This window comes from Streptomyces sp. NPDC006739 (assembly GCF_042869815.1).
Classification (GTDB): domain Bacteria; phylum Actinomycetota; class Actinomycetes; order Streptomycetales; family Streptomycetaceae; genus Streptomyces.
On sequence record NZ_JBIAGM010000043.1, the window covers coordinates 1 to 13,028 of the forward strand.

The 13,028-nt window shown below is 70.9% G+C and carries 14 protein-coding genes; 8 read left to right on the forward strand and 6 right to left on the reverse strand.

From position 1 onward, the window contains the following. Positions 1–221: 221 nt before the first annotated feature. Positions 222–722, reverse strand: coding sequence for a GtrA family protein (locus ACFYMM_RS41180; RefSeq protein ID WP_388397187.1), 501 nt, complete (start codon positions 720–722; stop codon positions 222–224). Between the two features lie 181 nt (positions 723–903). Here ACFYMM_RS41180 and ACFYMM_RS41185 point away from each other — a divergent pair, with 181 nt between their 5' ends. From ACFYMM_RS41185 to ACFYMM_RS41195, 3 genes are read left to right on the forward strand one after another with little or no spacing between them, the layout of a single operon-like run. After that, complete coding sequence (locus ACFYMM_RS41185) at positions 904–2,043, forward strand: 5-(carboxyamino)imidazole ribonucleotide synthase (RefSeq protein WP_388397190.1); 1,140 nt, start codon at positions 904–906, stop codon at positions 2,041–2,043. After that, positions 2,040–2,564: a 5-(carboxyamino)imidazole ribonucleotide mutase gene (gene purE / locus ACFYMM_RS41190; RefSeq protein WP_388397193.1), complete on the forward strand. Its 525-nt coding sequence runs from the start codon at positions 2,040–2,042 to the stop codon at positions 2,562–2,564. The genes ACFYMM_RS41185 and purE overlap by 4 nt, the downstream gene beginning before the upstream one ends. Positions 2,565–2,569: 5 nt before the next feature. Continuing rightward, positions 2,570–3,763, forward strand: coding sequence for a dipeptidase (locus ACFYMM_RS41195; protein WP_388397195.1), 1,194 nt, complete (start codon positions 2,570–2,572; stop codon positions 3,761–3,763). Positions 3,764–3,788: 25 nt separating this feature from the next. Here the strand turns inward: ACFYMM_RS41195 and ACFYMM_RS41200 are convergent, their stop codons facing one another. After that, a complete protein-coding gene (locus tag ACFYMM_RS41200; protein WP_388397198.1) occupies positions 3,789–4,181 on the reverse strand; it encodes a VOC family protein in 393 nt (130 codons plus the stop codon). Between the two features lie 41 nt (positions 4,182–4,222). Continuing rightward, positions 4,223–4,585, reverse strand: a complete 363-nt coding sequence (locus ACFYMM_RS41205; RefSeq protein ID WP_388397200.1) for a VOC family protein — start codon at positions 4,583–4,585, stop codon at positions 4,223–4,225. Positions 4,586–4,695: 110 nt separating this feature from the next. On the opposite strand from ACFYMM_RS41205, the gene ACFYMM_RS41210 reads away from it, so the two are divergent. Then, positions 4,696–5,202 carry a CGNR zinc finger domain-containing protein gene (locus tag ACFYMM_RS41210; RefSeq protein WP_388397203.1) on the forward strand — a complete coding sequence of 169 codons (507 nt, stop codon included), beginning with the start codon at positions 4,696–4,698 and terminating at the stop codon, positions 5,200–5,202. Between the two features lie 81 nt (positions 5,203–5,283). On the opposite strand, the gene ACFYMM_RS41215 is transcribed toward ACFYMM_RS41210, so the two are convergent. After that, complete coding sequence (locus ACFYMM_RS41215) at positions 5,284–6,627, reverse strand: UDP-glucose dehydrogenase family protein (protein ID WP_388397206.1); 1,344 nt, start codon at positions 6,625–6,627, stop codon at positions 5,284–5,286. A gap of 177 nt (positions 6,628–6,804) precedes the next feature. Between ACFYMM_RS41215 and ACFYMM_RS41220 the strand changes: the two genes are divergently transcribed. From ACFYMM_RS41220 to ACFYMM_RS41230, 3 genes are all read left to right on the forward strand, one after another. After that, positions 6,805–7,962 (forward strand): acyl-CoA dehydrogenase family protein, encoded by a 1,158-nt coding sequence (locus ACFYMM_RS41220; RefSeq protein WP_388397209.1) that lies wholly within the window; start codon positions 6,805–6,807, stop codon positions 7,960–7,962. 84 nt (positions 7,963–8,046) lie between these two features. After that, positions 8,047–8,874, forward strand: coding sequence for an SAM-dependent methyltransferase (locus tag ACFYMM_RS41225; RefSeq protein WP_388397212.1), 828 nt, complete (start codon positions 8,047–8,049; stop codon positions 8,872–8,874). A gap of 94 nt (positions 8,875–8,968) precedes the next feature. Further along, positions 8,969–9,331, forward strand: a complete 363-nt coding sequence (locus ACFYMM_RS41230; protein ID WP_388397214.1) for a four-helix bundle copper-binding protein — start codon at positions 8,969–8,971, stop codon at positions 9,329–9,331. Positions 9,332–9,415: 84 nt separating this feature from the next. Here ACFYMM_RS41230 and ACFYMM_RS41235 read toward each other — a convergent pair whose 3' ends face one another. After that, a complete protein-coding gene (locus ACFYMM_RS41235; protein WP_388397216.1) occupies positions 9,416–10,750 on the reverse strand; it encodes an LCP family protein in 1,335 nt (444 codons plus the stop codon). 119 nt (positions 10,751–10,869) lie between these two features. On the opposite strand from ACFYMM_RS41235, the gene ACFYMM_RS41240 reads away from it, so the two are divergent. Beyond that, the gene (locus tag ACFYMM_RS41240) at positions 10,870–11,418 is read left to right on the forward strand and encodes an acyl-CoA thioesterase (RefSeq protein WP_388397219.1); all 549 of its coding nucleotides are present in this window, start codon (positions 10,870–10,872) and stop codon (positions 11,416–11,418) included. Between the two features lie 44 nt (positions 11,419–11,462). Here the strand turns inward: ACFYMM_RS41240 and ACFYMM_RS41245 are convergent, their stop codons facing one another. Next, positions 11,463–12,842: an LCP family protein gene (locus ACFYMM_RS41245; RefSeq protein WP_388397221.1), complete on the reverse strand. Its 1,380-nt coding sequence runs from the start codon at positions 12,840–12,842 to the stop codon at positions 11,463–11,465. Positions 12,843–13,028 lie beyond the last annotated feature (186 nt).

A 13,028-nucleotide genomic window follows, 5' to 3' on the forward strand; every position in this document is an offset into this window, starting at 1 on the left:
CGAGTACATCCAGTACGCGGGCGACGCTCCGCCTTGCGATGCACCGCACCGGACGCCGCGAGCTTCTCGGCAAACCTTTCCGGCCACAGCACTAGGCGGTACCGGCCGCGCGGGGCCTCGACGGCGCCTCCGCGGAGGCGCCTCGTACGGCCTCTGCGGAGGCTGGGAACGGGCTTGCGGGGCGCGCAGGCGCCCCGGTGCCCGGGACGCGCCGCTGTGGCCTAGACGCGCTGCTGTGAGCGCGGCTTCTTCGTCTCCTCCTCGAGGAGCGCCTCCGCGGTCGCGACGGTCTCCCGGGCCGGCAGCGCCTTGAACACCCAGGACCGGTACGACCAGAAGCGGAACAGGGTCGCGACGCCGATGCCGACGAACTTGAAGACGTTGCTCTGCAGCGGGCTGTCCCAGCCGAAGCTGTAGGTCGCCAGGTAGAGCACGCCGTTCTCGATCACCAGACCGATCAGGCTGAACAGCAGGAACAGCGTGAGTTCCTTGGTACGACCGGACTTGTCACGATCCCGGTACGTCCAGTAGCGGAAACCGACGTAGTTGAACACGATCGCGACCACGGTCGCGATGATGCTGGCCCGCACCACCGGAAGGTCGGACACATGTCTGACCAGGTTGAACGCACCGAGATTCACCAGTACACCGGCGCCGCCAACAGCGCCGAATTTGGCGAGTTCGCGTACGAGTCGTTGCAGCCCCGAGGAACGGCGTTCCATGGCTTGCAGCCCCCGTCCGTAGATTTCGTCAACCCCGCCATGCTAACCATCCCGAACGACCGGCGCCTGTGGACCAGGCCACAGCTTGGGAACGGCTCGGGAAGAGCGGGGGAAGCGGCGGGTAAGACAGGGTGAGAGGGACGCGATCCGGCCGCGCCGGCGCGGCCGATACCCTAGGGGCGTGACGTTCCCGGTAGTCGGCATGGTCGGCGGCGGTCAGCTCGCTCGTATGACACACGAGGCGGGCATCCCGCTCGGCATCAGGTTCAAGCTCCTCAGTGACACCCCACAGGATTCCGCGGCGCAGGTCGTCGGTGATGTCGTCGTCGGCGACTACCGCGACCTGGACACGCTGCGCGCGTTCGCGCGGGGCTGCGATGTGATCACCTTCGATCACGAACACGTACCCACCGAGCACCTGCGGGCGCTGGAGGCGGACGGCATACCCGTGCGCCCCGGCCCGGACGCGCTGGTGCACGCCCAGGACAAGGGCGTGATGCGCGCGCGGCTCGACGCGCTCGGCATCCCCTGTCCGCGTCACCGGATCGTCACCGATCCCGAGGACGTGGCCGCCTTCGCCGCCGAGGGAGACGGTTTCCCGGTCGTCCTGAAGACCGTGCGCGGCGGTTACGACGGCAAGGGCGTGTGGGTGGTCGACGGCGTGGGCGAGGCCGAGGACCCCTTCCGGGCCGGCGTCCCGGTCCTCGCCGAGGAGAAGGTCGACTACGTCCGTGAGTTGGCGGCCAACGTCGTACGCTCCCCGCACGGCCAGGCCGTCGCCTACCCGGTGGTCGAGTCCCGGCAGGTGAACGGCGTCTGCGACACGGTGATCGCGCCGGCCCCCGACCTGGACGAGGCGCTCGCGCTGCACGCCGAGGAGATGGCCCTGCGGATCGCCAAGGAACTGGACGTCGTCGGCCACCTCGCCGTCGAGCTGTTCCAGACCCGCGACGGGCGCGTCCTCGTCAACGAGCTGGCGATGCGCCCGCACAACTCGGGCCACTGGACCCAGGACGGCGCGATCACCTCGCAGTTCGCCAACCACGTCCGCGCGGTCCTCGACCTGCCGCTCGGCGACCCGCGCCCGCGCGCCAAGTGGACGGTCATGGTCAACGTGCTCGGCGGCGACTACCCGGACATGTACTCCGCGTACCTGCACTGCATGGCCCGCGACCCCCAACTGAAGATCCACATGTACGGCAAGGACGTGAAGCCGGGCCGCAAGGTCGGTCACGTCAACACCTACGGCGACGACCTGGACGACGTGCTGGAGCGCGCACGTCACGCTGCCGGCTACCTGAGAGGCACGATCACCGAATGAGCCCTGTTGTTGGCATCGTCATGGGGTCGGACTCCGACTGGCCCGTCATGGAAGCCGCCGCCAAGGCCCTCGACGAGTTCGAGATCGCCTACGAGGTCGACGTCGTCTCCGCGCACCGGATGCCGCACGAGATGATCAGCTACGGCGAGCACGCGGCCGAGCGCGGACTGAAGGTGATCATCGCGGGCGCGGGTGGCGCCGCCCACCTGCCCGGCATGCTCGCCTCGGTCACCCCGCTGCCGGTCATCGGCGTGCCCGTGCCGCTGAAGTACCTGGACGGCATGGACTCGCTGCTGTCGATCGTCCAGATGCCGGCCGGTGTCCCGGTCGCCACCGTCTCGGTCGCCGGGGCCCGCAACGCCGGTCTGCTCGCGGCCCGGATCCTCGCCGCGCACGACGAGGAACTCCTCGGCCGGATGCGGGAGTTCCAGCAGGACCTCAACGACCAGGCCACCGAGAAGGGCAAGCGGCTGCGCTCCAAGGTCGAGGGCGCGGGCAGCGGCTTCGGCTTCGGGAAGTGAGCGCGATGACCTCACCGTCGCTGGAGCGGGCCCGGGAGCTGCTGCGCGAGTTCCCGGTCGTCGACGGACACAACGACCTGCCGTACGCGCTGCGCGAGCAGGTCCGCTACGACCTCGACGCCCGCGACATCGCCGTACACCAGAACGCCCATCTGCACACCGACATCCCGCGGCTGCGCGAGGGCGGCGTCGGCGCGCAGTACTGGTCGGTGTACGTGCGCTCGGACCTGCCCGACGCGGTCCCGGCGACGCTGGAACAGATCGACTGCGTACGGCAGTTGCTGGCCCGCTATCCGGCGGACCTGGCCCCGGCCCACACCGCCGCCGACATCGAGGAGGCGCGCCGGGACGGCCGTATCGCCTCCCTCATGGGCGCCGAGGGCGGCCACTCGATCGGGGGCTCGCTCGGCACGCTGCGCGGACTGTACGCGCTCGGCGTCCGGTACCTGACCCTCACCCACAACGACAACGTGGCCTGGGCGGACTCCGCGACCGACGAGCCGAACGTGGGCGGTCTGTCCGCGTTCGGCCGTGAGGTCGTGCGGGAGATGAACCGGCTGGGCATGCTCGTCGACCTCTCGCACGTGGCGGCGACGACGATGCGGGACGCGCTGGACACGTCGTCCGCGCCGGTGATCTTCTCGCACTCCTCCTCGCGGGCCGTGTGCGACCACCCGCGCAACATCCCGGACGACGTCCTGGAGCGGCTCCCGGCCAACGGGGGCGTGGCGATGGTGACGTTCGTGCCCAAGTTCGTGCTGCAGGCGGCCGTGGACTGGACGGCCGCGGCCGACGACAACATGCGCGCGCACGGCCTGCACCACCTGGACACCACCCCCGAGGGCATGAAGGTGCACCGCGCCTTCGAGGAGCGCCACCCGCGCCCCGTCGCCACGGTGGCCACCGTCGCGGACCACCTCGACCACATGCGCGAGGTGGCGGGCGTCGACCACCTCGGTATCGGCGGCGACTACGACGGCACGGCCTTCACACCGGACGGCCTCGGGGACGTCTCCGGCTACCCGAACCTCGTCGCGGAACTCCTGGACCGCGGCTGGTCCAAGGCCGACCTCGCCAAGCTGACCTGGAAGAACGCGGTACGGGTGCTGGGCGCGGCGGAGGACGTGGCGCGCGGTATCCAGGCCACGCGGGCCCCGTCCAACGCCACCCCGGAGGAACTGGACGGCCCGGGCGACTGAACGGCCCTACGTCACGGGCGGTGCCTCACGGGCGCTCGATCCGGCACAGGCAGAAGGGATGCCCCGCCGGGTCCGCGTACACCTGGAAGTCCTTCTTCTCCCGGTCCTCCAGGTCCAGCGGACGGGCGCCCAGCGCGAGCACCTTCTCATGGGCCGCGTCGAGCTCCGCCCAGGTGCTCCCCGCGTCGAAGTCGAGGTGGAACTGCTGCCCGTTGTGGTCCGCGCGCGGCCACTCCGGGGGCCTGTACCCGGGAGCCCGCTGGAAGGCGAGCCGCGGCCCGTCCGGGACGCGCAGGACGACCCAGGCGTCGTTGTCGGCCTGCGGGGTGCCGCCGGCGACCGCCGCGTAGAAGGCGGCCAGCGCGTGCGGGTCGGGGCAGTCGAGCACGACGGAACGCAGACGGGCCAAGGCGGGCATGGTGCCTCCAGAGGTCAGCGGGTGTCGGTCATCGGCGGGTGTCAGCCGGCGCAGAGGCAGAACGGGTGCCCGGCCGGGTCCGCGTAAACCCGGAAGGTCCGCTCCCGGTCCCCGGTGTCCAGCGGCTTGGCGCCGAGCGCCAGCACGCCCCGCTCGGCCGCGTCCAGGTCGTCGACGGTCAGGTCCAGGTGGAACTGCTGGGAGTGGTCGGCCGCCGGCCACTTGGGCGGTACGTACCCGGGGGCCTCCTGGAAGGCCAGTGACGCGCCGCCGCCGGGCAGCTTCAGGTCCACCCACTCCCCTTGGTCCTCGACCGTGCCGCCCAGGATGTCGGCGTAGAAGCCGGCCAGCGCCCGCGGATCCGGGCAGTCCAGTACGACGACGTCCAGCTTGGCGAGAGCCATGACTTTCCCCTCGGTCGGATTACCGGTGCGGTCACCGGTCGGTTACCAGAGAAGGCGGCCAACCGGTAACTGTTACTGCATGATCCCGCACTGGAGGTAACGTCGCAAGCATGGATGAGAGACCGGCCGCGCCGGGGAGCCTGGAACTGGTCCAGTCCCTGGTGAACACGCTGGACATCGGGTCGGGCGCCGACTCGCTGGACACGGCCGAGGGCCGGGCGCGCTTCGGGCTGGCCCAGGACGACCTGCCCGGCGCGCGCGAGCTGCGCGAATCCCTGCGCGCCGCGCTGCTCGCCCACGCCGGCCACCCGCCGCACCGCGCGGTCACCGCGCTGGACGGCCTGCTGGCCCGCGCCCCGCTGTACGTCACGGTCGACGCCCGGGACGGCTCGGCCGCGCTCGCCCCCGCCGACGTACGCCCGCTGCCCGCCCGCGTCGCCGCGGCCGTCGCCGAGTCCCTCGTCACGGGCACCTGGACCCGTCTGAAGGCCTGCGAGGCCCAGGACTGCCACTGGGCGTACTACGACCGCAGCCCGGCCGGACGCGGCCGCTGGTGCTCGATGCGGGCGTGCGGGGCCCGCGCGAAGATGCGCCGCTACCGGGCGAAGGAGCCGTGACGCACAGGGATGTGGTGCAGAATGCGTGAAGACGCCGGTTCGGCCGACTGAGCCTCGGCCGAACCGGCGTCGCCCGTGCGGCTACGCGGTGGGACGCCCCATCGCCCGGTACGTCCACCCCGCCCGCCGCCACAGCTCCGGGTCGAGGGTGTTGCGCCCGTCGAGGAGCACCCGGGCCGCCGCGACCCCGCCCAGCCGGGCCGGGTCCAGCTCGCCGAACTCCCGCCACTCGGTGAGGTGCAGGACCACGTCGGCGCCGCGGACGGCGTCGAGCGCGGAGTCGGCGTAGCCCAGGGTCGGGAAGACCTTGCGGGCGTTGTCCATGCCCTTCGGGTCGTACACCGTGACCTGGCCGCCCTGGAGGTGGATCTGTCCCGCCACGTTGAGCGCGGGGGAGTCCCGCACGTCGTCCGAGTCCGGCTTGAAGGTGGCGCCGAGGACCGCGACCCGCTTGCCCAGGAAGGAGCCCCCGCCGAGCGCCTCGCGGGTCATCTCCACCATCTGGCCGCGCCGGCGCATGTTGATGGAGTCGATCTCGCGCAGGAAGGTCAGCGCCTGGTCGGCGCCCAGCTCACCGGCGCGCGCCATGAAGGCCCGGATGTCCTTGGGCAGACACCCCCCGCCGAAGCCGATCCCGGCCCGCAGGAACTTCTTCCCGATCCGGTCGTCGTGCCCGATGGCCTCCGCCAGCTTCGCCACGTCACCGCCCGCCGCCTCGCACACCTCCGCCATCGCGTTGATGAAGGAGATCTTGGTGGCCAGGAAGGAGTTCGCTGAGGTCTTCACCAGCTCGGCGGTCGGGAAGTCGGTGACCACGAACGGGGTGCCCTCGCCGACCGGCGTCGCGTACACCTCGCGCAGCAGCTTCTCGGCCCGCTCGCTGCGCACGCCGACCACGATCCGGTCCGGGTGCAGGGTGTCCCGCACCGCGAAGCCCTCCCGCAGGAACTCCGGGTTCCAGGCCAGTTCGGCGTCCGCGCCGGCGGGTGCGTGCCCGGCCAGGTAGGCCGCCAGGCGGTCGGCGGAGCCGACGGGCACGGTCGACTTGCCGACGACGAGGGCGGGCCCGGTCAGGTGCGGGGCGAGGGAGGCGAAGGCGGCGTCGACGTACGACATGTCGGCCGCGTACTCCCCGTGCCGCTGCGGGGTGTTCACGCAGACGAAGTGCACATCGCCGAAGGCGCCCACCTCGGCCCAGTCCTGGGTGAACCGCAGCCGCCCCGAGGACCCCTCGAAACCGGCCACATGCCGCTTCAAGAGGTCCTCGAGGCCCGGCTCGTACATCGGGGCCTCGCCGCGCTCCAGCATCGCGATCTTCTCGGGTACGACGTCCAGTCCCAGTACCTCGAAGCCCAGTTCGGCCATGGCCGCGGCGTGCGTGGCGCCGAGATAGCCGGTGCCGATCACGGTGATCTTCAAGCTCATGGATGCTCCAGCTCGGGGACGTCGGTGATGCGGTGCCTGAGCATAGTCGGGCCCCGCGACGGGCAGCTTTCCCGCTGTCGCCAAGCTCACGTAGGCGGGGTGCGGGAGGACCCTTAAGATTTGTATTACTTAACGGTAATTAGCGTCAGCAGCATCGCGTCTGGAGCGTGAGAGACCTTGGCCGGAACGGCTGACTTCGACCTGTACCGCCCGTCCGAGGAGCACGACATGCTCCGCGACGCCATCCGCTCGCTGGCCGAGGCGAAGATCGCGCCGTACGCCGCCGCGGTGGACGAGGAGGGCCGCTTCCCGCAGGAGGCCCTGGACGCCCTCGTCGCCAACGACCTGCACGCCGTGCACGTCCCCGAGGAGTACGGCGGCGCGGGCGCCGACGCGCTCGCCACGGTGATCGTGATCGAGGAGGTGGCGCGCGCCTGCGTCTCCTCCTCCCTCATCCCGGCCGTGAACAAGCTCGGCTCCCTCCCGGTGATCCTCTCCGGCTCGGAGGACCTGAAGAAGCGCTACCTCGCCCCGCTCGCCAAGGGCGACGCGATGTTCTCGTACGCGCTCTCCGAGCCCGAGGCGGGTTCGGACGCGGCCGGCATGAAGACCAAGGCGGTCCGCGACGGCGACCACTGGGTCCTCAACGGTGTCAAGCGCTGGATCACCAACGCGGGCGTCTCCGAGTACTACACGGTGATGGCCGTGACGGACCCCGCGAAGCGCTCGAAGGGCATCTCGGCCTTCGTCGTCGAGAAGTCGGACGAGGGCGTCTCCTTCGGCGCCCCGGAGAAGAAGCTGGGCATCAAGGGCTCCCCGACCCGCGAGGTCTACTTCGACAACGTCCGCATCCCCGCCGACCGCATGATCGGCGAGGAGGGCACCGGCTTCGCCACGGCGATGAAGACGCTGGACCACACCCGCATCACCATCGCCGCCCAGGCCCTCGGTGTCGCCCAGGGCGCCTTCGACTACGCCAAGGGCTACGTCCAGGAGCGCAAGCAGTTCGGCAAGGCGATCGCCGACTTCCAGGGCATCCAGTTCATGCTCGCGGACATGTCGATGAAGATCTCGGCGGCCCGCGCCCTCACCTACCAGGCCGCCGCCGCCTCCGAGCGCGGCGACGCGGACCTCACCTACCTGGGCGCCGCCGCCAAGTGCTTCGCGTCGGACACCGCGATGGAGGTCACCACGGACGCGGTCCAGCTCCTCGGCGGGTACGGCTACACGCGGGACTACCCGGTGGAGCGCATGATGCGCGATGCGAAGATCACGCAGATATACGAAGGCACGAACCAGGTCCAGCGGATCGTGATGGCCCGTAACCTGCCGTAGTCATCACGTCGTTCGTCGGTGAGCCGGCGGTCGGGTTTCGCAAGAAGGCGCCCCGCGGGGCGCCTTCTGTCTATTTTGATGACCATGTCTGACAACATCCCGGCAGCCGGGGACGAAGGCGTCGCTCGCATGACCCGGCTGCGGACCGACGTGTCCCATTCCGCCCGGATCTGGAACTACTGGCTGGGCGGCAAGGACCACTACCCGGTGGACGAGGAGGTCGGCGACCAGATCCTCGGCTTCGTACCGGCGCTGCCCCGTTCGGCCGTCGCCGACCGCGCCTTCCTGGCCCGGGCCGTACGGCACCTGGCCGGGCCGGTGGGGGTGCGGCAGTTCCTGGACATCGGGACCGGTCTGCCCACGGCCGACAACACCCACGAGGTCGCCCAGCGGGTCGCCGCCGACGCCCGGATCGTGTACGTCGACAACGACCCCCTCGTCCTCACCCACGCCCACGCGCTGCTCACCAGCACACCGGACGGCGTCACGGACTACATCGAGGCGGACGTGCACGACCCGGAGGAGGTCATCCGGGGCGCCGCCCGGACGCTGGACTTCGACCGTCCGGTCGCCATCACCATGCTGGGCATCCTCAACTTCGTCATGGACACCGACGAGGCCGTCTCCATCGTCCACCGGCTGCTGGACGCCGTGCCGTCGGGCAGCCACCTGGTCATCTCCCACCCCACCACCGAGGTGGACGGCGAGGCGATGACCCAGGCGGTGCAGTACTGGAACAGCCAGGGCTCGGCCCCCATGACCCTGCGCAGCCGCGCCGAACTGGCCCGGCTGGTCGACCGGGTGGAGCTGCTGGAGCCGGGCATCGTCTCCTGCTCGCGCTGGCGCCCCGACGCCGGCGACGGCGAACCGGTGGAGGTCACCCACTTCGCTGCGGTCGGCAGGAAGCCGTAGTCCGGACGAGTCCGGATGGCGGGGCACGGCTTCCCGGCGTAGGACGGAAGCACACGGGGCCCGCTCAGGGCCCCTCTCCCTCCCTGGAGGAGCCATGAGCCAGCCCGGAACCATGCCCGCCATGACAAAGGAGATGCAGGACTGCGTCGAGGCCTGCATGTCGTGCCACAACATCTGCGAGGAGGCCATGAGCTCCTGCATGCAGATGGGCGGCCAGGCCCAGATGCAGATCATGCGCGCGCTCATGGACTGCTCCGAGATGACCCGAATGTGCGCCGACATGATGATGCGCCGCTCGCCCATGTCGGCCGAGATGTGCGCGATGTGCGCCAGGGCCTGCGACATGTGCGCCGAGGCGTGTATGTCCATGCCGGACGACCCCATGATGACGCGCTGCGCCGAGGCGTGTCGCCGCTGCGCCCAGATGTGCCGCTCGATGGCGGGCGCGGCGATGTGACCCGCGTCTGAACCATGGCGGAGGGCACCCCCGCCCCGGTGGGTGCCCTCCGCCGCGCCGGCGTCCGCCCGGGACGCCCAACACCTAGTTCCCGGTGACCGTGACCTTCTGGTCGTTCTGCAGTTCGGACACCAGCGTCTTCATCTTCGTCTTGTCCCAGACGAGGTTGCCGCCCGTCGAGCCGGAGATCGGCATGTTCAGCGAGGTGCCGTCACCGCCGTTGACGCCCTTCATCGCCCAGAACATCGAGGCCAGGTCCCACAGGCTCATGTCCTTGTCGACGGTGAGCGAGTCCAGGCCCGCTCCCATCGTCGGGTAGAACTTGAACGGGTTGAGGATCGTCGACGGGGTGGCCACCTGGTGGGCCAGCGCCGACAGGAACTTCTGCTGGTTCTTGGTGCGCTGCAGGTCCTGCGCCGCGAAGGCGTGCCGCGTGCGGACGAATGCCAGCGCCTCCGCGCCGTTCAGCGTCTGCGTGCCCGCCTGGAAGTTCGCGCCCGAGTCCTTGTCCTTGAAGGCCTTGTCGATCGTGATCTGCACCCCGCCGACCGCGTCCACGATCTTCGCGAAGCCGCCGAAGCCGATCTCCACGTAGTGGTCGATGTGCAGGCCGGTGTTGAACTCGATCGTGCGGATCAGCAGGGTCGGGCCGTCCTCGGCGTAGGCCGCGTTCAGCTTGGTGTGGCGGCCGGTGGCCGGGTAGACCTTGCCCGAGGTCGACCCCTTGTACGACGGGATCTCCACGTTCGAGTCACGCGGCAGCGAGACCAGCGTGTCCCCGTTGTCCCCGACGTGCAGGATCATCATCGAGTCGGTGCGCTGCCCCTCGGCGGACCCGGTGTGCAACTTCTGCTTGTCCGCGGCCGTCATGCCCTTGCGGCTGTCGGAGCCGACGATCAGGTAGTTCGTGCCCTTGCCCGCGGCCGGCCGGTCGATGACCTGGGACAGGTCGACGTCCCGGTGCAGCTTGGAGTCGGCCCAGAAGTACGTCGCCACCGAGGTGACGATCAGCACGGTCGCCAGCGTGATCGCGGTCCACTTGATCCGCCGCCGCCAGTTCGGCGCGGGCCGCGGACCCCGGGTGCGCGCGCTCTGGGGGCCGCCGGGGCCGCCCCCGCCGTAGACCTGGCCCGTGTTGTAGCCGCTGTCGTAGCCGTCGGCGGCGTCCTGGCCCCGACCGTCGACGTACGACGGCTGCTGCGGAACCCCGCCGCCGTACGGGGGAGCCGCCTGGCCGGCGTCACCGTACCCGCCGCCCTGGCCGCCGTACCCGCCGTAGCCGCCCTGCGCGGGCGGAGCCGCCGGGTCGCGCCGTACCTGGCGCATCACTCGGGCACCCTCGGGCTGGGCGCCGGCACTGCCGCGTCCGTACCGGTTGCCGCGGTTGTCGTCGGACCATGCCTCGGGCCAGTCATTCATGCGCCCCAGTGTGCAGGTCCCGACGGTGCCCGTTACAAGGGTCGTCGGAAAATCAGGTCACCGCTGTTGCGAAGCTGACACAAATTCCGCGAATGTCACTTCGGCATAAGGTGGGGGTCATGACAGACCAGGCTCCCGAGGCAGACGCCGGCATACCGGGCAAGCCCACCTCGGCGTCCCGCACCACCCTCAGCCACATCATGACCCACAACGACACCAACCTGCTGGGCACCGTGCACGGCGGCGTGATCATGAAGCTGGTGGACGACGCGGCCGGCGCGGTGGCCGGACGGCACTCCGGCGGTCCCGCCGTCACCGCGTCCATGGACGAGATGGCGTTCCTGGAGCCGGTCCGCGTCGGTGACCTGGTTCACGTCAAGGCGCAGGTCAACTGGACCGGCCGGACCTCGATGGAGGTCGGCGTCCGGGTCCTGGCCGAACGCTGGAACGAGTCCGCCCCGGCCACCCAGGTCGGCTCGGCCTACCTGGTCTTCGCGGCCGTGGACGCCGACGGCAAGCCCCGCCGGGTCCCGCCGGTGCTCCCGGAGACCGACCGCGACCGGCGCCGCCACCAGGAGGCCCAGATCCGCCGCACCCACCGCCTCGCCCGCCGCCGGGCCATCCGCGAACTGCGCGAACACCGACTGGCGGAGGGCTACGAGGACTGAGGGGGCCGCGGACCGAGGGAACCGCGGACAGGGCCGGCCGGGAGTCATCCGTCCCCCGAGCACACCACCTCGTCACCCCGCTCCACCGCGGGCTCGGCCTGTCCCGGAGCGTCCAGCCGCACCTTCCGTACGGCCTTGAAGTCCGCCCCCGCGACCACCCTCAGCACGGAACCCTGCCCCGGCACCGGCCGCAGCTCGCTGCCCGGCAGGGCCGCCGCCAGCGATTGGGCCGACCGGTCCCAGCGGGGGTCGTAAGCGATCACCGTGCGCCGCACCCCGTGCTGGTCGGAGGTGATCGGCTGGCGGGTGGTGGCGAAGCCGTCCGCCGCGAGCGCCGCGTCCACGCGCTTGGCGAGCCCGCCGGTGGCAGTGCCGTTCTCGACCTGGACGCGGATCTGCCGCGGGTCCACGTCCACCGGAACGGGCGCCGAGCCGGGCCGGCGCGGCCGGCCGGCCGTCAGCTGCCTGTCGTCGCGCAGCGACCGGAAGAGCTGGTCGGCCCTGGCCCGGTCCCATTTGATCGTGGAGCCGAGCCCCTTGACCTGGTACGCCATCTGTTCGATGGGCACGGTGGTGAACTCCGACGAGGACGGCGAGAAGTTCCGCATCGCCCGGCCCAGGTCGAGCAACTCGTCCGTACCGAAGCCCTCGTCCGCCCGCACCGAACCCAGCACCGCCCGGGTCACGTCCCGGAACTTCATCGGGTTCAGCAGCACCCCGGAGGAGGTGGCCTGCTCGACCAGCGCGGCCAGGAAGCGCTGCTGGCGTTTCATCCGGCCCAGGTCGCTGTCCCCGTCGGCGTGCCGGGAGCGGACGTACTGCAGAGCCGGGCCGCCCATCAGGGTGTGCGGTCCGGCCGGCAGGTCGAGGCCGGTATAGGGGTCCTTGAGCGGCAGGGGCGTGCAGATCCGCACTCCGCCGAGCACGTCCACGGTCCGCATGAAGGTGGTGAAGTCGACCTCCAGATAGTGGTCGATCTTCACATGGGTCATGTCCTCGACCGTGCGCACGGTCAGCTGCGGTCCGCCCTCCGCATAGGCCGCGTTCAGCCTGATCGGGTGCGCCGCGTGCCGCTGTCCGGTGGTCTGGTCGACGTGTTCGGGCGCCTCGGCGTAGGAGTCGCGGGGCAGACTCACCACGGTGGCGTGCTCCCGGTCCGCCGAGATGTGCACGATCATGATCGTGTCGGTGCAGTGGCAGGGCGCCCCGCCCAGGTGGTACAGGCTGCGCTCGCGGGCGCTGATCCGGCTGCGTTCGTCGGTGCCGACCAGCAGGATGTTCATGCCGTGGCCCGCGCGCGGCCGGTTCTTCATGTCCTTGAACGGGTCGACCCGGGCGATGTCGGCGTCCAGGCTGCTGACGACCGCGTGACCGATCCCGGCCGAGGCCAGCACCACCACCGACAGCGTGGTCGCCGCCCGCATGGCCCAGCGGGGCCGTCTCGGCCGCACGGTGCGCGCGGGCGCCGGTGGCGTGGCACGGCGGGGCGGCTGCGGGCGGCGCTGCGGCCGGGCAGGGGACCGAGGCGGACTGGACAAGGAACACCTCCGGACGGCGGCCGTACGTGGGATCCGTGTCACCGTAGGCCGATACGATCTCCAGCCCGCGCC

What these genes read in the sequence shown, in the direction of transcription:
- ACFYMM_RS41225 (WP_388397212.1), top strand. Translation starts at nt 8,047, where the DNA reads ATGTCTGACAACATCCCGGCAGCCGGGGACGAAGGCGTCGCTCGCATG.
- purE (WP_388397193.1), top strand. Translation starts at nt 2,040, where the DNA reads ATGAGCCCTGTTGTTGGCATCGTCATGGGGTCGGACTCCGACTGGCCC.
- ACFYMM_RS41245 (WP_388397221.1), bottom strand. Translation starts at nt 12,842, where the DNA reads ATGCGGGCGGCGACCACGCTGTCGGTGGTGGTGCTGGCCTCGGCCGGG.
- ACFYMM_RS41235 (WP_388397216.1), bottom strand. Translation starts at nt 10,750, where the DNA reads ATGAATGACTGGCCCGAGGCATGGTCCGACGACAACCGCGGCAACCGG.
- ACFYMM_RS41215 (WP_388397206.1), bottom strand. Translation starts at nt 6,627, where the DNA reads ATGAGCTTGAAGATCACCGTGATCGGCACCGGCTATCTCGGCGCCACG.
- ACFYMM_RS41230 (WP_388397214.1), top strand. Translation starts at nt 8,969, where the DNA reads ATGAGCCAGCCCGGAACCATGCCCGCCATGACAAAGGAGATGCAGGAC.
- ACFYMM_RS41205 (WP_388397200.1), bottom strand. Translation starts at nt 4,585, where the DNA reads ATGGCTCTCGCCAAGCTGGACGTCGTCGTACTGGACTGCCCGGATCCG.
- ACFYMM_RS41240 (WP_388397219.1), top strand. Translation starts at nt 10,870, where the DNA reads ATGACAGACCAGGCTCCCGAGGCAGACGCCGGCATACCGGGCAAGCCC.
- ACFYMM_RS41210 (WP_388397203.1), top strand. Translation starts at nt 4,696, where the DNA reads ATGGATGAGAGACCGGCCGCGCCGGGGAGCCTGGAACTGGTCCAGTCC.
- ACFYMM_RS41200 (WP_388397198.1), bottom strand. Translation starts at nt 4,181, where the DNA reads ATGCCCGCCTTGGCCCGTCTGCGTTCCGTCGTGCTCGACTGCCCCGAC.
- ACFYMM_RS41195 (WP_388397195.1), top strand. Translation starts at nt 2,570, where the DNA reads ATGACCTCACCGTCGCTGGAGCGGGCCCGGGAGCTGCTGCGCGAGTTC.
- ACFYMM_RS41180 (WP_388397187.1), bottom strand. Translation starts at nt 722, where the DNA reads ATGGAACGCCGTTCCTCGGGGCTGCAACGACTCGTACGCGAACTCGCC.